22 protein-coding genes and 1 other RNA gene are annotated in these 25,127 nt (G+C 71.6%); 19 read left to right on the forward strand and 4 right to left on the reverse strand.

Annotation, left to right across the window (positions count from 1 at the left end; all coding sequences use genetic code 11):
• On the reverse strand, positions 1–1,242 hold a 1,242-nt coding region (locus AC07C1_RS28545; protein ID WP_478943558.1), incomplete at its 3' end, for an FHA domain-containing protein.
• A gap of 363 nt (positions 1,243–1,605) precedes the next feature.
• Here AC07C1_RS28545 and AC07C1_RS28550 point away from each other — a divergent pair.
• From AC07C1_RS28550 to AC07C1_RS28565, 4 genes are all read left to right on the forward strand, one after another.
• Positions 1,606–3,303 carry a serine/threonine-protein kinase gene (locus tag AC07C1_RS28550; protein WP_478943560.1) on the forward strand — a complete coding sequence of 566 codons (1,698 nt, stop codon included), beginning with the start codon at positions 1,606–1,608 and terminating at the stop codon, positions 3,301–3,303.
• A 134-nt stretch (positions 3,304–3,437) separates the two neighbouring features.
• Positions 3,438–4,664 carry a serine/threonine-protein kinase gene (locus AC07C1_RS28555; protein ID WP_478943562.1) on the forward strand — a complete coding sequence of 409 codons (1,227 nt, stop codon included), beginning with the start codon at positions 3,438–3,440 and terminating at the stop codon, positions 4,662–4,664.
• A gap of 190 nt (positions 4,665–4,854) precedes the next feature.
• Positions 4,855–5,961, forward strand: coding sequence for a peptide chain release factor 2 (prfB, locus tag AC07C1_RS28560; RefSeq protein WP_478943564.1), 1,107 nt, complete (start codon positions 4,855–4,857; stop codon positions 5,959–5,961).
• Between the two features lie 299 nt (positions 5,962–6,260).
• On the forward strand, positions 6,261–7,178 hold the full coding sequence (locus tag AC07C1_RS28565) for a hypothetical protein (RefSeq protein WP_478943566.1): 918 nt from the start codon (positions 6,261–6,263) through the stop codon (positions 7,176–7,178).
• A gap of 98 nt (positions 7,179–7,276) precedes the next feature.
• Here AC07C1_RS28565 and AC07C1_RS28570 read toward each other — a convergent pair whose 3' ends face one another.
• Positions 7,277–7,468 (reverse strand): hypothetical protein, encoded by a 192-nt coding sequence (locus AC07C1_RS28570; RefSeq protein WP_356941222.1) that lies wholly within the window; start codon positions 7,466–7,468, stop codon positions 7,277–7,279.
• 237 nt (positions 7,469–7,705) lie between these two features.
• On the opposite strand from AC07C1_RS28570, the gene ftsE reads away from it, so the two are divergent.
• The 6 genes from ftsE to AC07C1_RS28600 all read left to right on the forward strand — a co-directional run bounded on the left by ftsE (position 7,706) and on the right by AC07C1_RS28600 (position 12,360).
• On the forward strand, positions 7,706–8,395 hold the full coding sequence (gene ftsE / locus AC07C1_RS28575) for a cell division ATP-binding protein FtsE (protein ID WP_031159396.1): 690 nt from the start codon (positions 7,706–7,708) through the stop codon (positions 8,393–8,395).
• A 35-nt stretch (positions 8,396–8,430) separates the two neighbouring features.
• Entirely contained in the window at positions 8,431–9,348 is a 918-nt protein-coding gene (ftsX, locus tag AC07C1_RS28580; protein WP_478943569.1) for a permease-like cell division protein FtsX, read from the forward strand.
• 67 nt (positions 9,349–9,415) lie between these two features.
• Positions 9,416–10,585: a S41 family peptidase gene (locus AC07C1_RS28585; RefSeq protein WP_478943571.1), complete on the forward strand. Its 1,170-nt coding sequence runs from the start codon at positions 9,416–9,418 to the stop codon at positions 10,583–10,585.
• A 57-nt stretch (positions 10,586–10,642) separates the two neighbouring features.
• Entirely contained in the window at positions 10,643–11,188 is a 546-nt protein-coding gene (gene smpB, locus AC07C1_RS28590) for an SsrA-binding protein SmpB (protein WP_478943573.1), read from the forward strand.
• Between the two features lie 110 nt (positions 11,189–11,298).
• Positions 11,299–11,685: a transfer-messenger RNA gene (ssrA, locus tag AC07C1_RS28595) on the forward strand.
• A gap of 198 nt (positions 11,686–11,883) precedes the next feature.
• Positions 11,884–12,360 (forward strand): hypothetical protein, encoded by a 477-nt coding sequence (locus AC07C1_RS28600; RefSeq protein ID WP_478943575.1) that lies wholly within the window; start codon positions 11,884–11,886, stop codon positions 12,358–12,360.
• 63 nt (positions 12,361–12,423) lie between these two features.
• Here AC07C1_RS28600 and AC07C1_RS28605 read toward each other — a convergent pair whose 3' ends face one another.
• Complete coding sequence (locus AC07C1_RS28605) at positions 12,424–13,659, reverse strand: MFS transporter (RefSeq protein WP_478943576.1); 1,236 nt, start codon at positions 13,657–13,659, stop codon at positions 12,424–12,426.
• A gap of 84 nt (positions 13,660–13,743) precedes the next feature.
• On the opposite strand from AC07C1_RS28605, the gene AC07C1_RS28610 reads away from it, so the two are divergent.
• From AC07C1_RS28610 to AC07C1_RS28635, 6 genes are all read left to right on the forward strand, one after another.
• Positions 13,744–14,715 carry a LysR family transcriptional regulator gene (locus AC07C1_RS28610; protein ID WP_478943578.1) on the forward strand — a complete coding sequence of 324 codons (972 nt, stop codon included), beginning with the start codon at positions 13,744–13,746 and terminating at the stop codon, positions 14,713–14,715.
• Between the two features lie 155 nt (positions 14,716–14,870).
• Positions 14,871–15,797: a hypothetical protein gene (locus AC07C1_RS28615; protein WP_478943580.1), complete on the forward strand. Its 927-nt coding sequence runs from the start codon at positions 14,871–14,873 to the stop codon at positions 15,795–15,797.
• A 19-nt stretch (positions 15,798–15,816) separates the two neighbouring features.
• Entirely contained in the window at positions 15,817–17,997 is a 2,181-nt protein-coding gene (locus AC07C1_RS28620) for a bifunctional polysaccharide deacetylase/glycosyltransferase family 2 protein (RefSeq protein ID WP_478943582.1), read from the forward strand.
• Positions 17,994–19,316, forward strand: a complete 1,323-nt coding sequence (locus tag AC07C1_RS28625; RefSeq protein WP_478943584.1) for an acyltransferase family protein — start codon at positions 17,994–17,996, stop codon at positions 19,314–19,316. Before AC07C1_RS28620 ends, AC07C1_RS28625 begins: the two co-directional genes overlap by 4 nt.
• Before the next feature lie 176 nt (positions 19,317–19,492).
• Positions 19,493–20,872 carry a nitrate/nitrite transporter gene (locus AC07C1_RS28630; RefSeq protein WP_478943586.1) on the forward strand — a complete coding sequence of 460 codons (1,380 nt, stop codon included), beginning with the start codon at positions 19,493–19,495 and terminating at the stop codon, positions 20,870–20,872.
• A gap of 85 nt (positions 20,873–20,957) precedes the next feature.
• Positions 20,958–22,109: a uroporphyrinogen-III synthase gene (locus AC07C1_RS28635; protein WP_478943588.1), complete on the forward strand. Its 1,152-nt coding sequence runs from the start codon at positions 20,958–20,960 to the stop codon at positions 22,107–22,109.
• 7 nt (positions 22,110–22,116) lie between these two features.
• Here AC07C1_RS28635 and AC07C1_RS28640 read toward each other — a convergent pair whose 3' ends face one another.
• On the reverse strand, positions 22,117–22,587 hold the full coding sequence (locus tag AC07C1_RS28640; RefSeq protein ID WP_478943590.1) for an anthrone oxygenase family protein: 471 nt from the start codon (positions 22,585–22,587) through the stop codon (positions 22,117–22,119).
• Positions 22,588–22,799: 212 nt separating this feature from the next.
• Between AC07C1_RS28640 and AC07C1_RS28645 the strand changes: the two genes are divergently transcribed.
• The 3 genes from AC07C1_RS28645 (at position 22,800) to AC07C1_RS28655 (ending at position 25,074) form a co-directional block, all read left to right on the forward strand.
• The gene (locus tag AC07C1_RS28645) at positions 22,800–23,393 is read left to right on the forward strand and encodes a CGNR zinc finger domain-containing protein (RefSeq protein WP_478943592.1); all 594 of its coding nucleotides are present in this window, start codon (positions 22,800–22,802) and stop codon (positions 23,391–23,393) included.
• Positions 23,394–23,662: 269 nt separating this feature from the next.
• Positions 23,663–24,247: a sigma-70 family RNA polymerase sigma factor gene (locus AC07C1_RS28650; RefSeq protein WP_030167252.1), complete on the forward strand. Its 585-nt coding sequence runs from the start codon at positions 23,663–23,665 to the stop codon at positions 24,245–24,247.
• Positions 24,248–24,294: 47 nt separating this feature from the next.
• A complete protein-coding gene (locus tag AC07C1_RS28655; RefSeq protein ID WP_478943594.1) occupies positions 24,295–25,074 on the forward strand; it encodes an anti-sigma factor family protein in 780 nt (259 codons plus the stop codon).
• Positions 25,075–25,127: the final 53 nt, after the last annotated feature.

A 25,127-nucleotide genomic window follows, 5' to 3' on the forward strand; every position in this document is an offset into this window, starting at 1 on the left:
CCTCGGGCCGCCGTCGCCGTCGCGGTTGTCGGAGCCGGTGTCAGTCGCCGCCCAGCCCCCGCTGCGGTTCTCGGTGGCCGCGCTCACTCCTCGATCCCCGCCGCGGTTCTCGGAGCCCGCACCGGTCGCCCCGGGCCCCCCGCCGCGGTGGTCCGAGCCCGCGCTGTTCGCCCCCCAGCCCCCGCCGCCGTTCTCGATGCTCGGTGCCGTGGCCTGGCCAGGTACCGCAGGCGGCTCGCCGTGCCGGTGCTCCTGAGCGCCCGTGCCGCTGCCGGACGCGTCCCAGCCGGCGGAGTCGTAGGCGTGATGCGCGGAGCCGGAGGCACCCGCGGCGCCGACGGCCGGTCCGGGCTGCACGCGCGCGTGTCCGGCCGTCCCGGAACCGGCACCAGGCAGGGCAGGCCCCCCGGCCGCCGCACCCGCCGACGCGGGCCGCAGCCCCTCGGCGCCACCCGCACTCGCCGACGGCGCTTGCGCCCCACGAGGGCCACCCGACGAGGCGGTCGAAGGCCGGGCGCCCCCCGGCACATCCGCGCCCTCACCCGCACGTTCATCCCCGCCCTCGCCCCCGAGGGCGACCCGCACGCACCCCTCCCCGTCGGCCACCGTCCGGACCCGTGCCCCGGGCCCCCCGGACGGAGTCACCCGCAGCGCGGACTCCCCGATCCTCAGCAGCGCCCCCGCGGGGAACCGCACCGGCCGGTCGGTCACGCGCGTCCCGTCGAGGGCCGTTCCGTTCGTGGAGTCCAGGTCGGCCACCGAGACACGGCCGTCGGCGGCGACCGTGACCGCGCAGTGCAGACGGGAGACGTCGGGGTCGTCCAGCGGGACGTCGGCGTCGGCGGAGCGGCCGACGGTGATGCGGCCGCCGTGCAGCAGATGGACCCCGCCCGCGTCCGGACCGGCGACCACGTGCAGCTGGGTCGGCGCGTCGTCCAGCTCCGGGTGGGGTTCGGGCGCCGCCGGGCCGCCCAGGGACAGCACGGCACCGTCGACCAGCGGGGGCTCGCCGAGGATGCGGCGGCGGGGATCGAGGCGTTCGGTGCCGGCGTACAGGACCACCGAGGAGCCGGAGGCGTCACGGCCGGTGCCGCCGTCGCCGGTGACCGCCCCGGCCAGTGCCGACGCGACCGCGGCCAGGTCCGTGCCCGTGGGTGCCGTGACCAGCACGTCGCGGCTCGCGGCGCGGCCCCGCTGCGGGGAGGGGCCCAGCGGGTCTACGACGGTCAGCCGGATCTGCATCGGCGTCAGCGGTCCCTTCTGCGCGGGTCTGCGCGGGCGCGGACTTCCCCCCACCCCACACGAGCACGTCGGCCAGTACTGGGAGGCATCCTCGCACCTGCCACCGACACCGCGCCCGGTACCCGGTGACAAGTGATCTTGATTGGTCGGCTCTGCCCCCAAAAGTGCCTGACCAGTGGCACGCCGGTGATCAGTTGAGATCGGTCACGTCCAACCCCTGGCAACCGGGAGACCAGAGGGAGCGTCTTTCCTTCGAACATGCTCGGGAACGCATACGTAGTGCTCTGAAGCGCGGCACTACAGTGGGTCGGAACACCGGAATGCAGGCAAGCAAGCATCAGCAAGCAGCAGGGAGCGCGTGACGTGCGGCCAGTCGGCAGCAAGTACCTGCTCGAGGAGCCGCTGGGGCGCGGCGCCACGGGCACTGTCTGGCGTGCCCGCCAGCGCGAGACCGCGGGCGCCGAGGCGGCCGTGCCCGGCCAGCCCGGCGAGATGGTCGCGATCAAGGTCCTCAAGGAAGAGCTGGCGAGCGACCCGGACATCGTGATGCGCTTCCTGCGCGAGCGCTCCGTCCTGCTCCGCCTCACCCACCCGAACATCGTCCGGGTCCGTGACCTGGTCGTCGAGGGCGATCTGCTGGCGCTGGTGATGGACCTCGTCGACGGTCCCGACCTGCACCGCTACCTGCGCGAGAACGGCCCCTTCACCCCGGTCGCGGCCGCGCTGATGACGGCCCAGATCGCCGACGCGCTCGCCGTGAGCCACGCCGACGGCGTGGTCCACCGCGACCTGAAGCCCGCCAACGTGCTGCTCCGGCAGTACGACGGCCAGATGCACCCGATGCTGACCGACTTCGGCATCGCCCGCCTCGCCGACTCCCCGGGCCTGACCCGCACCCACGAGTTCGTCGGCACGCCCGCGTACGTCGCGCCCGAGTCCGCCGAGGGCCGCCCGCAGACCTCCGCGGTCGACATCTACGGCGCCGGCATCCTGCTGTACGAGCTGGTCACCGGCCGCCCGCCGTTCTCCGGCGGCAGCGCCCTGGAGGTCCTGCACCAGCACCTGAGCGCCGAGCCGCGCCGCCCCTCCACCGTCCCGGACCCGCTGTGGACGATCATAGAGCGCTGCCTGCGCAAGTCCCCGGAAGAGCGTCCGAGCGCCGAGAACCTCGCGCGCGGGCTGCGGGTCGTCGCCGACGGCATCGGGGTGCACGCGAACGCCGCCCAGATCGCCGCCGCCGAGGGTGTCGGCGCCCTGCTCGCTCCCGACCCGGCCCCGACCGCGGTCCCGGGCGTGGCCGGTGCCGCCGACCCCACCCAGGTGCTGCCGACCAACGCGCCGCCCGGCGCGTACGACCCGAACGCCGCGACCAGCTTCCTGCCGCACACCGGCGGTCCGGCCGGCGCCGCCGACCCCACCGCCGTCCTGCCCAACACCGGCGCGGCGGACCCGACTGCCGTCCTGCCGCCGGTGGCCCAGGGCGGCCCCGGGCAGCCCGGCCGCCAGGAGCAGCAGCCCGAGCAGCCGCACCCCTGGCAGACCCAGCTGCGCGCCGCCCGTGACCGCAACGAGCAGACGCAGATCCAGTACCTGGACCCGGACGAGGACCCGCTGCGCCGCCGGCCCCAGCGGCAGGTGGCCCGGCCCCAGCAGCAGCCGCGCCAGGCCCCGCAGGGCCGCCCGCAGCAGCCGCAGCCGCGCGGTCGGCAGCAGGCGCCCGGGTACGGCTACCCGCAGCAGCAGCCTCAGCAGTACGCCCCGCAGCAGCAGCCGCAGCGGTACGCGCCGCCCGCCCCGGAGCCGCAGCGGCCCGCGCGCGAGCCGCGCCCGCCCCGGCAGCGCAGTGCCAACCCGACGAAGATCCCTGGGCTCGGCTGCCTCAAGGGCTGCCTGTTCACGATCGTCATCCTGGTCGTGGCCGGCTGGCTGATCTGGGAGCTGACCCCGCTGCACACCTGGGTCGGACAGGGCAGGGGCTACTGGGACCAGCTGACCGACTGGGCCGGAAAAGCGGGCCACTGGATCAAAAAGCTGGGCGGTTCCTCCGGCAACGGGAACTGAGCGGGCGAAGCAGCGGAAACCGAGCGCTGGTTTAGGGATTTGTCGACATCTGGCGGGTGATTTCCGTCTCCGCGGTGAAGGTTGGCTCGTCCGACGCGTAGTTTTAACGACAACACGCGTCTGTAGGAGCAGCCTTGGTACGGAATATCGGCAGCCGGTACACCGCGAACCAGATCCTGGGGCGGGGCAGCGCCGGCACGGTGTGGCTGGGTGAGGGGCCGGAGGGCCCCGTCGCCGTTAAGCTGCTGCGTGAGGACCTCGCCTCCGACCAGGAGCTCGTCGGACGCTTCGTCCAGGAGCGCACCGCGCTGCTCGGCCTGGAGCACCCGCGCATCGTCTCCGTGCGCGACCTGGTGGTCGACGGCGACGACCTGGCCCTGGTCATGGACCTGGTCCGGGGCACCGACCTGCGCACCCGGCTGGAACGTGAGCGGCGGCTCGCCCCCGAGGCGGCCGTGGCGATCGTCGCCGACGTCGCCGACGCGCTGGCGGCGGCCCACGCGGCCGGTGTCGTCCACCGGGACGTCAAGCCCGAGAACGTCCTGCTGGACATGCAGGGTCCGCTCGGCCCCGGCGGAGCGCACCCCGCGCTGCTCACCGACTTCGGCGTCGCCAAGCTGATCGACTCGCCCAAGCGGACCCGGGCCACGAAGATCATCGGGACGCCCGACTACCTGGCGCCGGAGATCGTCGAGGGCTTGCCCCCGCGCGCGGCCGTGGACATCTACGCGCTGGCCACGGTCCTGTACGAGCTGCTGGCCGGCTTCACCCCCTTCGGCGGCGGACACCCCGGTGCGGTCCTGCGCCGGCACGTCACCGAGACCGTCGTACCGCTGCCCGGCATCCCCGAGGAGCTGTGGCAGCTGATCGTGCAGTGCCTGGCCAAGGCGCCCGCCTCCCGGCTGCGTGCCTCGGAGCTGGCGGCGCGGCTGCGCGAGCAGCTGCCGACGCTGGCCGGGATGCCACCGCTGGACGTGGACGAGCCGGACCTCCCCGAGGAGGCCGCGGACGAGCCGGTGCCGTCGGCTCCGCCCGGTGGGGAGCCGGAACGGCGGCGCGGAGCGGTGTCCCTGGTCCCCGGGGCCAAACCGGACTCCAACCGGGACACCCACACCTCGATGCGGGTGCCGGGGCCGGACGAGCTGGCGGGCGGCGCCCACGGGACGGCGCGCGCGCCGCGGGCACCCGGCGCGCCCCGGCCGGGCTCGGCCCGGCACCGGGTGGCTGTCCGGCGGCGCCGGATCACGCTGGGCGTGGCCGGGGTGGCCGTGGCGGCGGTCGTGGGCGTCGGCGCCTGGTGGATCTCCTCCGGCGGCGACGACCAGCCGGCCCAGGACACCCACAGCACATCGGCCCCCTGAGCCCCGGCCCGCCGGCCCCCTGAGCCCAAGGGGGTGTCCCCGGTCCGGCGTTCGAGGACGTGGCCCCTCTCAGGGCCGGAGCGGGGGTCCCGGGGCGGCGGCCCCCGGTGGGGCCCGCCCCGGCGCCGGGTGCTCGGTCGGCTGCGCGCACCCTGCTCTCGGCGCCCGGCGGAGCCGTTACGCTGGAGGCGTGGCAGTCGTCGATGTATCCGAAGAGCTGAAGTCCCTCTCCTCGACCATGGAGTCGATCGAGGCCGTCCTGGACCTCGACAAGATGAGGGCAGACGTCGCCGTGCTCGAGGAGCAGGCGGCCGCGCCGTCCCTGTGGGACAACCCGGACGAGGCGCAGAAGATCACCAGCAAGCTCTCCCACCTCCAGGCCGAGGTCAGGAAGGCGGAAGCGCTGCGCGGGCGGATCGACGATCTCTCGGTCCTCTTCGAGATGGCCGAGGAGGAGGACGACCCGGACACCCGCGCCGAGGCCGAGTCCGAGCTGACCCTTGTGCGCAAGGCGCTGGACGAGATGGAGGTCCGGACGCTGCTGAGCGGTGAGTACGACGCCCGTGAGGCGCTCGTCAACATCCGCGCCGAGGCCGGTGGCGTCGACGCCGCCGACTTCGCCGAGAAGCTGCAGCGCATGTACCTGCGCTGGGCCGAGCAGCGTGGCTACAAGACCGAGGTCTACGAGACGTCGTACGCGGAGGAGGCGGGCATCAAGTCCACCACCTTCGCCGTCCAGGCCCCCTACGCCTACGGCACCCTCTCCGTCGAGCAGGGCACGCACCGCCTGGTGCGCATCTCGCCCTACGACAACCAGGGGCGCCGCCAGACGTCCTTCGCCGGTGTCGAGGTGCTGCCCGTCGTCGAGCAGTCCGACCACGTCGAGATCGACGAGAGCGAGCTGCGGATCGACGTCTACCGGTCCTCCGGGCCCGGCGGCCAGGGCGTCAACACGACCGACTCCGCCGTCCGCATCACCCACCTGCCCACCGGCATCGTGGTCTCCTGCCAGAACGAGCGGTCGCAGATCCAGAACAAGGCCACCGCGATGAACGTCCTGCAGGCCAAGCTGCTGGAGCGGCGCCGGCAGGAGGAACAGGCCAAGATGGACGCCCTCAAGGGCGACGGCGGCAACTCCTGGGGCAACCAGATGCGTTCGTACGTGCTGCACCCGTACCAGATGGTCAAGGACCTGCGCACCGACCACGAGGTGGGCAACCCGGAGGCCGTTTTCAACGGCGAGATCGACGGGTTCCTGGAGGCCGGTATTCGCTGGCGCAAGCAGCAGGCGAAGTAACTTTGTCGACATGACAACTGCCGCCCGGGAGGCGGCAGTTGTCGTTTGTCTGGGTTTTACATCACACTCACAGGCTTCAACTCCCCGCAAATGTCCTTCCATCGGACAATGCGCCCGCAACGGCCTTGACGTTGCTTTGAAAAATCGCGAGGGTAAAGGGCGGCATGCGTACTCAAGGGGCGCATGTGAACCGGGGGATCGAGTTGACGCGCGGATTTCGTCACCCAGCTGCCTCCGTCGATCACGGCAAGCCCCACGCTCCGCCTCATTGACGAACAGCTACTGGGGGTAGCAACCATATGACGAAGAAGACGCGGATCCGGGTCGCGCGGATAGCCGCCGGCGCCGTGATCGCGGCCGGTGCGTCGCTGACCGCAGCCGGTGCGGCCTCTGCCCTGGACCTCGATGTCCAGGCGGGTCCGATCAGCATCGGCGTGACCACGGACGGTGGCGACACCGAGGGCACCACTGGCGGTACGGAGGGCACCGACGGCGGCGCCTCTGTCGGCGTGACCGAGGGCGGCATCGGCGGCAGTGTCATCGGTGGCACGAGCACCGACGGCGGTACCGGCAACGACGGTGGTACCGGCACCGCTGGCACCACTGGCACCGACGGCGGTACCGGCACCGCTGGCACCACTGGCACCACTGGCACCACCGGCACCGACGGCGGTACCGGCACCACTGGGACCACCGGCACCGACGGCGGTACCGGCACCACTGGCACCACTGGCACCGACGGCGGTACCGGCACCACTGGGACCACCGGCACCGACGGCGGTACCGGCACCGATGGTGGTACCGGCACCACCGGCACCGACGGCGGTACCGGCACCAACGGTGGCTCCGGCTCCAATGGCGGCTCCACCTCCACCGGTGGCTCCAGCACCTCGGGCGGCTCCAGCTCCACCGGCGGCTCGGGCAGCACCGGTGGCTCGGGCAGCACCGGTGGCTCCGGCGACGGCGGCTCCACCACCGGGGGCAACCACACCACCCCCGACGGTGGCAACAACAACACCTCCCAGGAGGAGGGCACCTCGGCCCTCACCGACACCGGCTCCGACACCACGCCCCAGGGCGGTGACAAGCAGCTCGCCGAGACCGGTGCCGGTCAGACCGCGTTCCTGCTCATCGGTGCCGCGACGATGATCGCCGGTGGTATCGGCTTCCGTGTCCTGCCGCGCCTGGCCGGCGGCCGGGGCGGCGCGGCCGCCTGACCGTAGCCGTACGGTCACGCGCTGCGCGCGCGCCACAGACGTAAGGGCCCGGAGCTTGGCGCTCCGGGCCCTTCGCCGCTTCCGGGCTCGCTGCCTGCCTACGCGGTCTGGTGCGCCAGCAGCGCCACCGCGGCGATCAGCACCGCCAGCAGCGCGATCAGCGCCATCGGGTTCAGGCCTCCGAAGAAGCCCTCCTGCTGCAACCGCTCGCGGTTGGCACGGCACACCGGGCACCGGCCCTCGCTCACGGGCGCCGCGCAGTTCGCGCACACCAACCGGTCGTACGTCATGCGCTCGCCCTCCTCGCACCCGCCATCACTCGTACAACGCTCACGGGAACGGGAACGTTCCCCCTCCACTGTGCCAGGTTCCCGCGGAGCGTGCGCGGGGCCCCGGAAGAGTGGGGCGAGAACAGAGGCCGGTACAAAAACGTACAAGTCTTGCCCAACTGCAACCTGCGACTGCACTTGCACACCGGGTTCGCGTATGGTCACGCTCATCTACCCCCGGCGACCCGTGGTGCACCCGTGATCCGATTCGACAACGTCTCCAAGGTCTACCCCAAGCAGACCCGCCCCGCCCTGAGGGATGTATCCCTGGAGGTGGAGAAGGGCGAGTTCGTCTTTCTCGTGGGGTCCTCCGGCTCCGGAAAGTCCACCTTCCTGCGGCTCGTCCTCCGCGAGGAGCGGTGCAGCCACGGTCAGGTGCATGTGCTGGGCAAGGACCTCGCGCGTCTCTCCAACTGGAAGGTGCCGCAGATGCGCCGCCAGCTGGGGACGGTCTTCCAGGACTTCCGGCTCCTGCCGAACAAGACGGTCGCGGAGAACGTGGCCTTCGCCCAGGAGGTCATCGGCAAGTCCCGCGGCGAGATCCGCAAGTCCGTGCCGCAGGTGCTCGACCTGGTCGGGCTCGGCGGCAAGGAGGACCGTATGCCGGGCGAGTTGTCCGGTGGCGAGCAGCAGCGCGTGGCCATCGCGCGGGCCTTCGTCAACCGGCCCAAGCTGCTGATCGCCGACGAGCCCACCGGCAACCTCGACCCGCAGACCTCCGTCGGCATCATGAAGCTGCTCGACCGCATCAACCGGACGGGCACCACCGTCATCATGGCGACGCACGACCAGAACATCGTGGACCAGATGCGCAAGCGCGTCATCGAGCTGGAGAAGGGCCGCCTCGTCCGCGACCAGGCCCGCGGCGTCTACGGCTACCAGCACTGAAGCAAGTTCACGACCGAAAGGCTTGACCAGACGCCATGCGCGCCCAGTTCGTCCTGTCGGAGATCGGTGTCGGTCTCCGCCGCAATCTGACGATGACCTTCGCCGTCATCGTCTCCGTAGCCCTGTCGCTGGCGCTCTTCGGCGGCTCACTGCTGATGAGTGATCAGGTCAGCACCATGAAGGGTTACTGGTACGACAAGGTCAACGTCTCGATCTTCCTGTGCAACAAGCACGACGCCGATTCGGACGTCAACTGCGCCAAGGGCGCGGTCACCGAGGACCAGAAGAAGCAGATCCTCGCCGACCTGAAGAAGATGCCGGTCGTCGAGAGGGTCACCTACGAGTCCCAGGACCAGGCTTACAAGCACTACAAGGAGCAGTTCGGCAACTCCCCGCTGGCCGGCTCGCTCACGCCGGACCAGATGCAGGAGTCGTACCGGATCAAGCTCGAGGACCCGCAGAAGTACCAGGTGATCGCGTCCGCGTTCAACGGTCGGGACGGCGTGCAGTCGGTGCAGGACCAGAAGGGCATCCTGGACAACCTCTTCCAGTTGCTCGGCCTGATGAACCGGGCGGCGCTCGGCGTGATGGCGCTGATGCTGCTCGTGGCGCTGCTGCTGATCGTCAACACCGTGCGCGTCTCGGCGTTCAGCCGACGGCGTGAGACCGGGATCATGCGCCTGGTCGGTGCCTCGGGCTTCTACATCCAGGCGCCGTTCATCGCCGAGGCGGCCGTGGCCGGTCTCATCGGCGGCAGCCTCGCCTGCGTGTTCCTCGTGATCGGCCGGTACTTCACGATCGACCACGGCATGGCCCTGTCCAACAAGCTCACGCTGATCAACTTCGTTGGCTGGGACGCGGTGTTGACCAAGCTGCCGCTGATCCTCGCCACGAGCGTGCTGATGCCCGCGTTGGCGGCGTTCTTCGCGTTGCGCAAGTACCTCAAGGTGTGACGCATGCCAAGGGGGCCGTACGAGCAACCGGCCGTACGGCCCTTCGCGTTGTCCTAGACTCACCGCCATGTCAGGCCGTGACCTGTTCCGCCAGCCCCGTCGCATCCGCCGCGGGGCTGCCCTGACATTGGTCTTCGCCGGCGTGCTGGTCGCCGGCGCCGCCACCGGATCCTTCCCGGAGTCCGGGCACCCCGCGCGGAAGGCCGTCGCCGGTCCGGTGGGCATGGGCACCCGGCACGAGGCCGTGCAGCGGGCCGCCGCCGAGGCGATGGCCGACGGCAAGTCCCCGATGGAGGCCGCCGAGCGTGCCGTCAGCCGCAGCGGGGACCGGTGGGGCGCCGTCTACTCCGAGGGCGAGTACGAGGAGTTCCAGGAGGCCCTCGACGGCCGGTACACCGGCGTCGGCCTGTCGGCACGGCGTGAGCGGGACGGCCGGATCGAGGTGACGCGGGTGCAGTCCGGTTCGCCCGCGGCCGCCGCCGGGATCCGCAAGGGCGACCGGCTGCGCAGCGTCGACGGCCGCAAGGTCGACGGCCGGCCGGTCACCGAGGTGGTCTCCTCGCTGCGCGGCGACGCCGAGGACGCCCCGGCCGGTACGACGGTCACCCTCGGCCTGCAGCGCGGCACACGCGCGTGGACCGAGCGGCTGCACCGCGCCCGGCTGTCCACCGACTCCGTGACCGTCCGCAGGATGCCCGGCGGGGTCACCGTCATCAAGATCGCCGCGTTCACCAAGGGCTCCGCCGACGCCGTCCGCTCGGCCCTGCGCGAGGCCCCGGACGATGCCGGGATCGTCCTCGACCTGCGGGGCAACTCCGGCGGCCTGGTCACCGAGGCCGTGGACACCGCCTCCGCCTTCCTCGACGGCGGCCTGGTCGCCACCTACGACGTCGACGGCGCCCAGCGCGCCCTGCACGCCGACTCCCGCGGTGACACCGCCCGGCCCCTGGTCGCCCTCGTCGACGGCGGCACGATGAGCGCGGCCGAGCTGCTCACCGGCGCCCTGCAGGACCGGGGGCGCGCGGTGGTGATCGGCTCCCGCACCTTCGGCAAGGGCTCCATCCAGATGCCGACGAAACTCCCCGACGGCTCGGTGGCCGAGCTGACCGTCGGCCACTACCGCACCCCTTCCGGGCACGCGGTCGACGGCCGGGGCATCACCCCCGACCTGGATGCGGGGGCCGGGGCCCTGCAGCGCGCCGAGACGGTCCTCACGGGGCTCGGCGACCCCTCGTAGGTCCCCGTTAATGCGCTTCCCCCGCACCCCCACCGTGGTGCGAAAATGGTCGGCACTATGAGCAAGGGAATGTACGTACCGAAGGAGTCCCAGCCCAAGCAGGGCGGAGGGGCCGCGAAGACGGCCAAGGACGGCAAGCGCAAGATCGTCGCGCAGAACAAGAAGGCTCGGCACGACTACGCGATCATCGACACCTACGAGGCCGGCCTGGTGCTCACCGGTACCGAGGTGAAGTCGCTGCGCCAGGGACGCGCCTCGCTGACCGACGGCTTCGTCCAGATCGACGGGAACGAGGCGTGGCTGCACAACGCCCACATCCCCGAGTACAGCCAGGGCACCTGGACCAACCACTCCGTGCGCCGCAAGCGCAAGCTGCTCCTGCACCGCGAGGAGATCGACAAGCTGGAGTCCAAGTCCCAGGAGACGGGTCACACGATCGTGCCCCTCGCCCTGTACTTCAAGGACGGCCGGGCGAAGGCCGAGATCGCCCTGGCCCGCGGCAAGAAGGAGTACGACAAGCGGCAGACCCTGCGGGAGAAGCAGGACCGGCGGGAGTCGGACCGCGCGATCGCGGCGGTCAAGCGCAAACAGCGGGGCGGCTGACCGGCCCGCCGGGAATAGGCTGGCACTGTCGCGTGTTGGTCACGTACGATGGCACTGCACTCCACAGCGGGTGCGCGCGCCCTCCACGGAGGGTGTTGAAAAATCAACATGGGGATGATCGGTTTCGACAGCGGCTGTCGAAGCAGGGGAAGCGTGTCGAGGAAGCGGCAATGATCTCGTAAACCATATGTCGCAAAAAATAATCGCCAACACCAAGCGCGATTCCTCCTCGTTCGCCCTCGCTGCCTAATTAGCAGCTAAGCGAACTCTCACAGGAGTGTCAGCCCGGGGCTGTTCCCGACCCGGATCCTGGCATCAGCTAGGGAACTAAACCTTGATCCCGGTCACGGGGTGAAGAGGGAAACCAAACAGTGACTGGGCCCGTCGGCGACTTGTTCGCGTGATCGCCGGGGCCGAGAAAATCACAGCGAACTGCACACGGAGAAGCCCTGATTCCGCACCGTTGGACGCGGGTTCGATTCCCGCCATCTCCACGATCGGGAGGCTCCCGAGCATCCCAACCCATGTGGGCGTAGGCCCCGTCGCTTCGAGCGGCGGGGCCTTCGTCATGCGAAACCCCGGCCGCTCTCGGCATGCTCATGGCATGATCCCGCGTGCAGGCGTCATCCGGGGGGACGCCGGCGGCCGGCACCGTCCGAGCGCACCCGCCCCGTCCGCCCGCGGAGGACACACCTGTGATGTTCCTGCTCCGGCTCCTGCCACCCCTGCCCCGCGAGATCAGCCTCGCCGTCGTCGGGCTGTGTGCGGGACTGTTCCTGGCCGTCATGGGCGGCTTGCACGGGTACGGCGAGCTCACCGGGGTCGCCGGGACCGTCCGGGTCGCGCACTGCGACCGCGCCTCCGGCGGTTGGGACGACCTGTGGCAGGACGGCTGGGCGTGCAGCGGCTCGTTCGAGGCCGAGGACCACACCGTCAGCATCGGCAGCATCGCGATCGACGGCATCTTCGACGACCTGCCCGACGCCACCCTGGCCGCCCGCGTCGACGGCCCAGCCGCTCACACCGCCCTCCAGGACACCTCCGGAGACTGGAAGTGGCCCACCCTCACGGGCGTCGTCATCCTCGCCTTCACCGCCTGGCGGATCCGCACCGTCCGCCACCTGCTGATCCTGCGCAGAACCGTCGCGCGGATCGCCGCGATGCCGGCCTGATCCTCCAGGAGGCCGGTGTCTCCCCGCACGGCGGGCGGTGACGGAGAGAGCGGGTGGCTCGGGTCAGGCGGCCGGCCGGGACCGGCGTACGCAGCTCGTGGCCGCGCTGATCAGCAGGGCGAGGCAGGCCGCCGCGGCCGGGACCGTGAAGGCGGCTCCGGGGGAGAGGTGCTCGGCCGCCCAGCCGCCCGTCGCCGACCCGCAGGCGATGCCGGTGAGCAGCCCGGTCACCACCAGACTCATGCCCTCGTTGAGCCGGTCGGCCGGGGTACGCCGCTGTACCAGGGTCATCGCCGTCACCATGGTCGGCGCGGTCGCCATGCCCGCCACCAGCAGCGTCCCCGCCAGCACCGGAAGGGAGCCGGTGAGCGTGGCGGACAGCCAGGGCAGCGTCATCAGCGCGGCCATCGCCGCCAGGCACCGGGTCAGGCCGAGGCCGGCCGGCTTCAGCGCCCCGTACATCAGCCCCGCCGCGCACGAGCCCGCCGCCTGGAGCGCGAGCACGACACCGGCCGCCGCCCGGTGCCCCTGCGCGTCGGCGTAGGCGATCGTGACGACCTCCATCGAGCCGAACACCGCGCCGGTGGCCGTGAAGCAGGCCAGCAGCGGTGGGACGCCCGGGCTGCGCAGCGGTGACGGCGCCTTCGAACGGGCCTGGACCGGCGGCTCGGTCGCCCGCTGCGCGGTGAACAGCAGCATGCCCGACAGCAGCAGCACCGCCCCGGCGAGGGTGCCCGCCTCCGGGAAGAACGTGCCGGTCAGGAAGGAGGCGAGGACCGGCCCGAGCATGAAGCACAGCTCGTCGGCGGCCTGCTCGAAGGAGTTCGCGGCGTGCAGCGCGCCCGGGTCGTCGCGCAGCAGATGCGCCCAGCGGGCGCGGGACAGACCGCCGATGTTGGGGGTCGCCGCGGTGGCCGCGTAGGCGGCGAACAGGGTCCAGTCGGGGGCGTCGTAGCGCACGCACAGCAGCAGGGCGAGACTGCCGAGCACGGAGGCGAGCGTGGCCGGTACGGCGACCCGGGCCTGCCCGTGCCGGTCGACGAGCCGGGCGATCCACGGCCCGGCCAGCGCGGTCGCGGCGAGACCGGCCGCGGTGACCGCGCCGGCCAGGGCGTACGAGCCCCGGGAACCGGCGATCATCACGACGGCGCTCACGCTGAACATCCCCATCGGCACACGGGCGAGGAGGTTGCCGGTGGTGAAGGCGCGGACGCCGGGGAGGCGGAACAGGCGGCGGTACCCGGTCCCGCGCGGTGCTGCGGCCGGTATGCGCCGGTCTTCGGTGGTCTGGTGCGGCATGACTCCACGATCGCCCGGAGTGGATCACGGGGTCCAACACCTTCTCGGGGCCGATTGACGCGCCTGTGTTGTAAGTTCGCCGCCATGCCCGCTCCCGCTCACATGGACCCCCGCCTGCTGCGCGCCTTCGTCGCCGTCGCCGAGGAACTCCACTTCACCCGGGCCGCCGCCCGCCTGTACGTCGCCCAGCAGGCGCTCAGCCGGGACGTACGGCGGCTGGAACGGGAGCTGGGCGTGGAGCTGTTCGTGCGGACCACCAGGCAGGTGACGCCGACCGCCGACGGTGAGCGCCTGCTGCCACACGCCCGGCGGGTCCTGGCCGCCCAGGACGATCTGCTCGCCGCGTTCGGGCAGGCCCGTCGGCTGCTCGTGGACCTCAACACGCCGGGTCTGGTCACCGGCCGCCGGGTGCTGCACCGGGCCCGGGAACTCGCTCCCGGCTGCGAGCTGATGGCCCGCTACGAGAGCGGCCTCACCGGAGCCGCCGCCGAGCTGCTGGCCGGCCGGCTGGACGCCTCCTTCGGCCGTTTCGCCGGCCTGGACCCGGCGCTGCGGTCCGGCCTGGATCACCAGCCGGTGCGCTGGGAGCCGATGGCCGTCATCCTGCCGGAGGACCACCACCTGGCCGCCCTGCCGGCGGTGCCGCTGGCCGCGCTGGCCGGGGAGGAGGTGTACGCCGGTGCCGGGAACCCGCGCACCCGGGAGTGGACCGACCTGGCACATCGCCTGTTCGAAGAGCATGGCATCCGGCTGGCCTCACCCGTTCCGATGGCCGTCGGGGACGAGGAGTTCGAGCGGGTCATGGCCAAGACCCGCAATCCGGTGCTGGCCGTCGTGGACTTTCCGGCCATGCCCCGCACGGTAAGGCGGCCCCTCGTCGAGCCCGTCCCGCTCTCACCCGTCTCCCTGGTCTGGCGGAAGGGACTGGTCCATCCGGGATTGGACGCGCTGCGCGGGGCGGCGACCGAGGTCGCACGGGCCCACATGTGGCTGCGACGGCCCGCCGATGGATGGATTTCAGCCATCGATGATCGTGTGATGAGTGTGCATAAGTGACACGTGGCGCGCACCACTCCTCCGCGTGCGCTACATTCATGGCCCGGGCACGGTGTGGTAATGGGGCGCTCGGGCCGGGTGGGGGCCTGGTTCGGTCGACGGGTGCCCGGAGTCGTCAGCGCACCCGGAACAATCCCGTGGGGGGATGTGCGCGCGTGAAAGAGTGGCGAGAAGACGCCCAACCGCAGGAGCCCGAAGTCGCATCCGCGATGCGGGACCTGCCGGTGGCCGGAGCCGGCACCCGGGCCTTCCCGGGGACCCTGCCCCCGGTGGCCGAAACCGAGCAGACCCTCGCGCTGTTCGCCCTCTCGGCCGGCCGGGACGCCGGCGGTGCGAACGGCTTCCCCAAGCCCGCCGGCGCCGTCCGCGATCCCGGGGGCGAGCCCACGCGGAGCGCGCCCCGCTCCGCGCAAGGCGGCCCCCGCACCACCGCCGGGACGGCCGCCGACCCCACCCACGACCCGCACGAGGTGACGGTGCAGCTCGACGCCGTCCAGCTCGGTGACGTCCGGCTGACCCCGGTCGCCGGCGCCGCGCGCGGCACCGACGTCGACGGACCGGTCTTCGTCGACGAGTCGGGCCGCCGCAGCCGCCGTTTCCGCCGCCTCGGCCTGTTCGTCGCCGTCGCCTGCGCCGCCTACGCCGTGGTCATCGTCGCCACCCTGATGTCCGGCAGCTCCGACGCGCCGTGGCTGCCGGTGCCGGGCCAGAACGAGGAGAAGCCCGCCAGCCAGCTCGACACCTCGCCGCTGCCCAGGGCCTCCCACGCCGAGACTTCCCCGGGAACCGGCGCGGCGACCGGTCCGGCCGCGCCCCCCACGAAGAGCGCCACCGCCGGACCGGGTGCCGAAACGTCCCGCCGGGCCGGCACCTCCGGGCCGGCGGCCGCTGCCTCCGCCGAGACCGGCACCGTGAGCGTCACGGAGAACTCCCCCTCCGCGTCGGCCCCTTCCGCCGGCGCCTCCCGGGCACCGTCCACGCCCGGGGGCCCCGCCTCCTCCGTTGCCTCGCCGCCGGCGTCGCGCGGCAAGGGCACCCCCGCCGGACGGCACCGGTTCCCGCACCCCAAGATCACTCTCTGACCAGGGGAAACACCCTCTGATGGCAAGACGTTCCCGTCGCCGTACCCCACCACCCGCCCGGCGCCCCCGGCTCCCGCTGCGCTATCTGCTCCCGACCCTGGTCCTGTGCGCGACCCTGGCGATGCTCATGCTGCGCGGATACGTGCACAGTGAGATCCTCGCCGACCACCGCGTGCGGCCCGCGGCGGCGAGCGACAAGGTGCCTCGGAAGATCCTCGAAGGCGGCCCGGTCATCGACACCCGGGGCGGGCGAACGGACAGCCTGTCGGTGCCCGGCCACCGCATTGTCCTCACCTTCGACGACGGCCCCGACCCGAACTGGACCCCGCAGGTCCTCGACATCCTGAGGAAGCACCACGCGCACGCGGTCTTCTTCGTCACCGGCACGATGACCTCGCGCTACCCGGACCTCGTCCGGCGCATCGTGGACGAGGGCCACGAGGTCGGCCTGCACACCTTCAACCACCCCGACCTCTCGTACCACTCCGAGAAGCGCATCGACTGGGAGCTCTCCCAGAACCAGCTGACGCTCGCCGGAGCGGCCGGCATCCGCAGTTCGCTGTTCCGGCCGCCGTACTCCTCCTCCGCCGATGCCATGGACAACGCGTCCTGGCCGGTCACCGAGTACATAGGCAGCCGCGGTTATCTCACGGTCGTCAACGACACCGACAGCGAGGACTGGCGCAAGCCGGGCGTCGACGCGATCATCCGCAACGCCACCCCCAAGGGCGGCAGGGGCGCGGTCGTCCTCATGCACGACTCGGGCGGCGACCGCCACCAGACGGTCCAGGCCCTGGACCGGTACCTGCCCCGACTGCAGCAGCGGGGTTATGAGTTCCAGACGCTCACCGAGGCACTGCACGCCCCGAGCGCGGACACCCCGGTCACCGGCCTCGGCCTGTGGAAGGGGAAGGCCTGGATCTTCCTGGTACGGGCGTCGGACCACATCACCGACGCCCTCGTCGTGGGCCTCGCGGTCATCGGGTTCCTGGTGTTCGGGCGGTTCGGCCTGATGCTCCTGCTGTCCGGCGTACATGCTCGCCGGATCCGGCACCGTGGTTTCCGCTGGGGCGATCACCCGGTGACCGAACCCGTGTCGGTGCTGGTCCCGGCGTACAACGAGGCCAAGTGCATCGAGAACACGGTCCGTTCGCTGACACGGAGCGAGCACCCCGTCGAGGTCCTCGTCATCGACGACGGCTCCACGGACGGCACGGCACGGATCGTGGAAGGCCTGGGGCTGCCCGGCGTCCGCGTGATCCGTCAGCTCAACGCGGGCAAACCGGCCGCCCTCAACCGTGGTCTGGCCAACGCCCGGCACGACCTGATCGTCATGATGGACGGCGACACGGTCTTCGAGCCGGCCACCGTCCGCGAACTCGTCCAGCCCTTCGCCGACCCGCGGGTCGGGGCCGTCGCCGGCAACGCCAAGGTCGGGAACAAGGACACGCTCATCGGCGCCTGGCAGCACATCGAATACGTGATGGGCTTCAACCTCGACCGCCGCATGTACGACGTCCTGCGCTGCATGCCGACGATCCCCGGTGCCGTCGGCGCCTTCCGCCGCTCGGCCCTGGAACGCGTCGGCGGCATGAGCGACGACACCCTCGCCGAGGACACCGACATCACGATGGCGCTGCACCGGGACGGCTGGCGCGTGGTGTACGCCGAGAACGCGCGCGCCTGGACCGAGGCGCCCGAGTCCGTCCAGCAGCTGTGGTCCCAGCGCTACCGCTGGTCGTACGGCACCATGCAGGCGATCTGGAAGCACCGCCGCGCCCTGTTCGAGCGCGGCCCCTCCGGGCGGTTCGGCCGGGTGGGGCTGCCCCTGGTGGCGCTCTTCATGGTCCTCGCCCCGCTCCTGGCCCCGCTGATCGACATCTTCCTCGTCTACGGGCTGGTGTTCGGCCCGACCCAGAAGACGATCGGGGCCTGGACCGCCGTCCTCGGGATCCAGGCGGTGTGCGCGGCCTACGCGTTCCGGCTGGACCGCGAGCCGCTGACCCCGCTGATCTCGCTGCCCCTGCAACAGATCCTCTACCGCCAGCTCATGTACGTCGTGCTGCTCCAGTCCTGGATCACGGCGCTCACCGGCGGCCGCCTGCGCTGGCAGAAGCTGCGCCGCAAGGGCGGCGTGGCCGCACCCCCGGCACCGCCCGTCCAGAGCCGGCCCGTCATGGGCGGGCGGCCGACCGGATGACCACCTCGCCCTTCGAGCCCCGCCCGGCGCGGGACGGGCAGCCGGCCGCGTCCTTCGCGCGCCGGCCGGCACCGACGACGACCACCCAGGAAGCCCAGCACGTGACCGTTCCCACCCTGCCGTCCGGCACCGGCGAGCCCACTTCTCCTCCGCGGCCGGAGCAGCAGCGACGCACGCCCGTGCGCGACCGGTACTTCGACTTCCTGCGCGCGGTGGCCCTCTTCCGCGTCGTCTTCTACCACCTGATGGGCTGGGCCTGGCTGCCCGTCGTGTTCCCCTCCATGGGCGTGATGTTCGCCCTCGCGGGCAACCTCATGGCTCGCTCGCTCAAGCGCCCGCCGCTGCAGGTCGTCCGCAGCCGGCTGCGCCGCCTGCTCCCCCCGCTGTGGCTGCTCGGCGCCCTCGGCGTGACGGGCATGGTGCTGCAGGGCTGGGGTCCGCACGACGACGGCCACCCCGGCTGGTGGTGGCTCCACCTCGGCTTCTGGATCCTGCCGCTGAGCGATCCGCCGTACGCCGAGGGCCTCAAGGGCATCCACGGCATCCTCGGCGAGGACTGGGGATCCGAACTGGCCGGTCCGCTCTGGTACATCCGCGCCTACCTCTGGTACGTCCTGCTCTCCCCGTTCCTGCTCAAGGCCCTGCGGGCGCTGCCGTGGGCGACCATCCTGTCGCCGATCGCCCTCGCCGCGGCCTTCGAGTTCGGCTACCTCACCCTGCCCGGGGAGCGCATCCCGTCCGCCCTGACGGACTTCAGCACCTTCGGCGCCTGCTGGATCCTGGGCATGGCACACCAGGAGGGCGTGCTGCGGCGCGTCCCCCGCTACGTCGTCCCCTCGGTGGCCCCGATCGTCGCCGCCTTCGGTCTGTGGTACGCCCTCAGCCACGGCTTCAAGGAGGGGCACGATCTGGACGACATCCCGTTCGCCCAGTCCCTGTGGTCCTTCGCCACCGTGCTGCTGCTCCTGCACATCAGCCCGTCCTGGACCGACTGGCCCCGCCGGCTGCGCCCCTTCGACCGGCTGATCACCCTGCTCAACTCCCGGGCGGTGACGATCTACCTCTGGCACAACCTGTGCATCCTCGTCGCCGCCACGCTGTGGGACCAGCTGTGGCAGTTCGACGTGATGTACCTGCACTTCTCCTGGCTGCTGGAGAGCCCCTGGCCGGTCCTGGCCATCACCTGGCTGTTCATCTGCGGCTGCGTCGTCTGGTTCGGCTGGGTCGAGGACCTGGCCGCGAAGCGGAAGCCGAGGCTGTGGCCCGACGGGGCGCGGGAGAAGCGGGCACGCGCCACGTCAGGAGCGCAGCGGGCCTGACGCCGCCGCTCGATCGACGCACCCCCCACCGCGGCGACCTCTCACCCCGCCCCCTCCCGAGGTGAGAGCGAAGTTCCTTCCCGGTCACCCAGTGCCACAGGCAGGAAACGCGCCCTCCCTACCTTCGGGTTCAGCCACTCACCGGAGTACGAGCCCCGAGGCACCGTGGAGGCGTCATGACAGCCCCGAGCACAGCCCCCGCCGCGAGCAGGGGAGGCCGCTGGATCGAGCAGTGGGATCCGGAGGACGAGGTCTTCTGGAACGAGAAGGGCGAGAAGATCGCCCGGCGGAACCTTTTCTTCTCCGTCCTCTCCGAGCACATCGGGTTCTCGATCTGGACCATGTGGTCCGTACTGGTGCTCTTCATGGGCCCGGAGTACGGCCTGACTCCCGCCGACAAGTTCCTGCTGACGTCGGTGGTCACCCTGGTCGGCGCCGTCGTCCGGGTCCCGTACACCTTCGCCGTGGCGATCTTCGGTGGCCGGAACTGGACCGTCATCTCGGCCGGCCTCCTCCTCATCCCCACCATCGCGGCGTTCACCGTGCTGAAGCCGGGGACCTCCTTCTCCACCTTCCTGCTCATCGGCCTGCTGGCCGGCATCGGCGGCGGCAACTTCGCCTCCTCCATGACCAACATCAACGCCTTCTTCCCGCTGCGGAAGAAGGGGTGGGCGCTCGGGCTCAACGCCGGTGGCGGCAACATCGGCGTGCCGGTCATCCAGCTGATCGCCCTCGCGATCATCGGGGCGAGCGGCGGGCCGCGCGTGCTGCTCGGCATCTACATCCCGCTGATCGTCGTCGCCGCCGCCCTCGCCGCGCTGTTCATGGACAACCTGGCCTGCGTCAAGAACGACACCGGGGCGGCGAAGGACGCCGCCAAGGACGTCCACACCTGGATCATGGCCTTCCTCTACATCGGCACGTTCGGCTCGTTCATCGGCTACAGCTTCGCCTTCGGGCAGGTCCTGACGAACCAGTTCGGGCGGACGCCGCTGCAGTCCGCGTACCTCACCTTCATCGGGCCGCTGCTCGGCTCCCTCATCCGGCCCGTGGGCGGATGGCTCGCCGACCGGTACGGCGGAGCCCGTATCACCCTGTGGAACTACGTCGGCATGGCCGCCGCCACCGCCGTCCTCGTCGTCGCCAGCATGCAGAAGTCGCTGCCGCTGTTCGTGTCCGTCTTCGTGGTGCTGTTCGTGCTGAGCGGGCTCGGCAACGGCTCGACGTACAAGATGATCCCCGGCATCTTCCAGGCGAAGGCCTTCGCCAAGGGGCTGGCGGGCGAAGAGGCCGTCCGCTACGGCCGACGGCTGTCCGGCGCCTCCATGGGGCTCATCGGGGCCGTCGGCGCGCTCGGCGGCGTAGGCATCAACCTCGCCTTCCGGCAGTCCTTCCTGTCCTACGGCTCCGGCACCGGCGCTTTTGTCGCCTTCCTCGCCTTCTACGGCGCCTGTTTCGCCGTCACCTGGGCCGTATACCTTCGCCGCCCCGCCCGGCAGGCCCAAGCCGAGGCCGCGGCCGACACAAACTCGCAGCTCAGCTACGCCGAAGTGTGACGTAACACTGGTGACATGAAGCCGAACCGAGCCTGTCATGCGCCGTTGACAGGCTCGATCGGTATGCGGGCCAGCTAGGAGAACCATGGACGACGAACTGCAGCACACCGAACACGGACCTCTCGCCGGTTTCACCGTGGGCGTCACCGCCGCGCGCCGCGCCGACGAGCTGGGCGCGCTGCTCCAGCGGCGCGGTGCGGTCGTGCTGCACGCGCCGGCCCTGCGGATCGTGCCGCTCGCCGACGACGGTGAACTGCTCGCCGCCACCAAGGAGCTGATCGATCAGCCACCGGATGTCGTCGTGGCCACCACCGCCATCGGGTTCCGGGGCTGGGTGGAGGCCGCGGACGGGTGGGGGCTCGGTGAGCAGCTGCTCGGGCGGCTCGGGGACGTCGAGCTGCTGGCGCGCGGCCCCAAGGTCAAGGGGGCCGTCCGGGCCGCCGGGCTGACCGAGGAGTGGTCGCCGTCCAGCGAGTCCATGGCAGAGGTGCTCGACCGGCTGCTGGAGGAGGGCGTCGACGGGCGCCGGGTCGCCGTACAACTGCACGGGGAGCCGCTGCCGGGGTTCGTGGAGGCGCTCCGGGCCGGGGGAGCGGAGGTGGTGCCGGTGCCCGTGTACCGGTGGATGCCGCCGGAGGACATCAGCCCCCTCGACCGGCTGCTGGACGCGGCCGTCTCCCGGGGCGTCGACGCCCTCACCTTCACCAGCGCTCCCGCCGCGGCCTCCCTGCTCAGCCGGGCGGAGGGGCGGGGGCTGCTCGGCGAGCTGCTGACGGCCCTCGGTCACGACGTGCTGCCCGCGTGCGTCGGACCCGCCACCGCGCTGCCCCTTCAGGTACGCGGGGTGGACACCGTGCAGCCGGAGCGGTACCGGCTCGGACCGCTCGTGCAGCTGCTCTGCCAGGAACTGCCCGGCCGGGCGCGCTCGTTGCCGGTCTCCGGCTACCGGGTCGAGATCCGGGGGCACGCGGTCCTGGTGGACGGCGAGCTGAAGCCGGTGCCACCGGCGGGGATGTCGCTGCTGCGGGCGCTGGCACGGCGCCCGGGCTGGGTGGTGGCCCGGGCCGAGCTGCTGCGGGCGCTGCCGGGGGCCGGCCGCGACGAACACGCGGTGGAGACGGCGATGGCCCGCCTGCGTACGGCTCTCGGGGTCCCGAAGCTGATCCAGACGGTGGTCAAGCGGGGGTACCGGCTGGCGCTGGACCCGGCGGCGGACGCGAAGTACTCGGACGTGTGAGCACGGCTCAGGTCCGCGCCCGGGTCAGCGCCCGCGTCAGGAAGCCCACGCCCACCGTCGCGGCCACGGCCCGTACGACGTTCCACGCCACCCACGGCCCCTCGAAGCGCTCCCGCAGGACGGACGGGTCGCCCTGCGCCGCGAGGGCGTTGTTCAGGGGGATGTTGAACGCCACCGTGACGAAGAGGACGACGACGTACGCCGCGAGGGCCGCCCACACCCACCGGCGGCACGGCGTGCGCCGCAACTGCCACGCCGCCAGCCCCGTCAGCACCGGCGCCCCCATGAAAGCCAGGAAGAACACCGGGTTCTGGATGACCGTGTTGATGTTCCGCATGACCTCGACGTACGTCCGGTCGTCGCTGCGCGCCAGGGCCGGCATCACGGCACACGCGAAGATGTAGAAGACCCCGGCGCTCAGGCCCATGGTGATCGTGGCCGCGCCCAGGACGAGACCCCTGCTCCGTGTTTCCGTCATGCTTCCAGCCAACCGGTACGGGCCCGCCCCGGACATGGCCGAGGCGCGCGCCCGCATGCGCCTGCGTCCAGGGCGCGGAACAGCACCCGGTACGGGGGGTTCCGGCCGTCGCCGCGGGCGGGCACTGTGAAGAGGAGCGACGCAACGGTTCCCCTCTTCCGCGGTCCCCCGCACGTCTCCTGCACGGTTCCTGCCTAGGCGGTGACAGGCACATGGCACTGGGTACGGCCACGCCCCCGTACGAGCCGCGGTTCGACGCCGGGCGGCTCTGTCTGGATCTCCTCGCCACCACGCATCCGGCCGAACGGCTCGCCGCCGTGGGACCGTTGTGCGCCTGGATCACCGGCGCCGGGCTCGTACCGCCCGGCACGCCGCTGGCCCACGCCGATGCCTCCTGGCTCGTGGGGTTCCGGGAACTGCGGGGACACATCGGGCAGTTGGTCCGTGCTCCGCACCCGGTGGACACGCGGGCGTACGGGCGCGCGCTCGCCCGCGTCAACGAGACCGCCCGTGCCGCGCCGCCCGCCCCGCGCGCCGTGCGCGGCGAGGACGGCACGCTGGCGCGGGAGTTGGCCGGGCCGCCGGAGTGCGCGGCGCTGCTCGCCGCCCTCGCCCGGGACGCCGTGGAACTGCTCACCGACCCGGTGGCGCGGGCGGCCGTGCGGGAGTGCGAGGGGGACAACTGCCCGCTCGTGTATCTGGACACGTCCCGCGGGCGGCGCCGGCGCTGGTGCTCCAGCGAGGTCTGCGGCAACCGTGAGCGGGTCGCCCGGCACCGGCGCCGGGCGGCGCTCGCGCGGGCCTGAGTGTCCGGTACGGGCGTTCTGCCGGATTGCGTCCGCGTAACGAAACGAGTGATTTCCATAACACCGGGTTTGCGGGCCGGCGCGCCCGGGCAATCCGGCCGATCCCGGCGGCGTGTCGGAAATGTGAAGATCACCTGGTGGGAATGTGCGCGCATGTCCCGCTCGTCACGTCACTTCCGAGAAAACTGTCACCTCCGTTTGAACATCACGCGGCTCCGTTCCGTACGGGTGGGCGAGCGACCGACTGGGGGAACCCCCGGACACCGGAGGTGGGCGTGCGCAAGGATGCGGCCGTGGCCAATGAACGTGGATCGAGGGCCCGACATCGCATGTCCTCACAGCCCTCGGAACCTGATGAGGAGCTGATGCGTGCCCTCTACCGCGAGCACGCCGGACCTCTCCTTGCGTATGTCCTCAGGCTGGTCGCCGGTGATCGGCAGCGCGCCGAGGACGTTGTACAGGAAACGCTCATCCGTGCCTGGAAGAACGCCGGTCAGCTCAATCGGGCGACCGGATCGGTACGCCCCTGGCTGGTGACGGTCGCGCGCCGCATCGTCATCGACGGCCACCGCAGCCGGCAGGCCCGGCCGCAGGAGGTTGATCCGTCGCCGCTGGAGGTCATCCCCGCGGAGGACGAGATCGACAAGGCGCTGTGGCTGATGACGCTGTCGGACGCGCTCGACGACCTGACCCCGGCCCACCGGGAGGTGCTCGTGGAGACGTACTTCAAGGGGCGTACGGTCAACGAGGCGGCCGAGACGCTGGGCATTCCGAGTGGCACGGTCCGCTCCCGGGTGTTCTACGCCCTGCGATCGATGAAGCTGGCGCTGGAGGAGCGGGGGGTGACGGCGTGATGAGCGGGTACGGGGGAATGCAAGGGTTCGGCACGGGTGGTCCGGGTATGTCTGGACCCATGAGCCCAGGTCAGGGATCTTCGGTGCCGAGCGAGCACGAGACCGTCGGCGCCTACGCCCTCGGGATTCTCGACGACGCCGAGGCAACCGCTTTCGAGGCCCACCTCGCCGGCTGCGAGTGGTGCGCCCAGCAACTGGACGAGCTGGCCGGGATGGAACCGATGCTGGCCGCGCTCGCGGATCTGCCCGGCTCCGGCAGCACCCCCGCGATCGGCGAGTCGCTGTCGGCCAGGCCCAGCCCGCGGCTGGTGGAGAAGCTGGTCGACGAGGTCGCCGAGCACCGCGCCCAGAAGCGCCGGCGCGGCTTCTACATGATCGCGGCGGCGGCCGCGCTGATCATCGCGGGCCCGCTGGCCGCGGTGGCGGTGAACAGCGGCTCGGACGACGGCAAGCAGGTCACCGCGTCCCCGGCCCAGTCCACCTTCCAGACCATGTCCGACAAGGCGACGGCCACGGACCCCTCCACGCACGTCAGTGCCACCGTCGGCATGGCGCGGAAGGACTGGGGCACCCAGGCGGTCCTGGAGCTGAAGAACGTCAAGGGCCCGCTCAAGTGCTCCCTGGTCCTGGTCGCCAAGAACGGCCAGCGGGTGACGATGTCGTCCTGGTCCGTTCCGAACTGGGGTTACGGCATTCCGGAGGGGAAGACACCGGAGTCGAAGACGCCGCTGTACATCGGCGGGGCCGCGGCCTTCCAGCCGAACGAGATCGACCACTTCGAGGTCGTGACCTTCGAGGGAAAGAAGCTGGTCCAGGTGGACGCGTAGCGTCGTAGCTTTGCCGGGTCCCCTTCGCGTACGGTTGACGGCTGCCCAGCACG

The sequence above is a fragment of the Streptomyces sp. NPDC045022 genome (genome assembly GCF_056432605.1).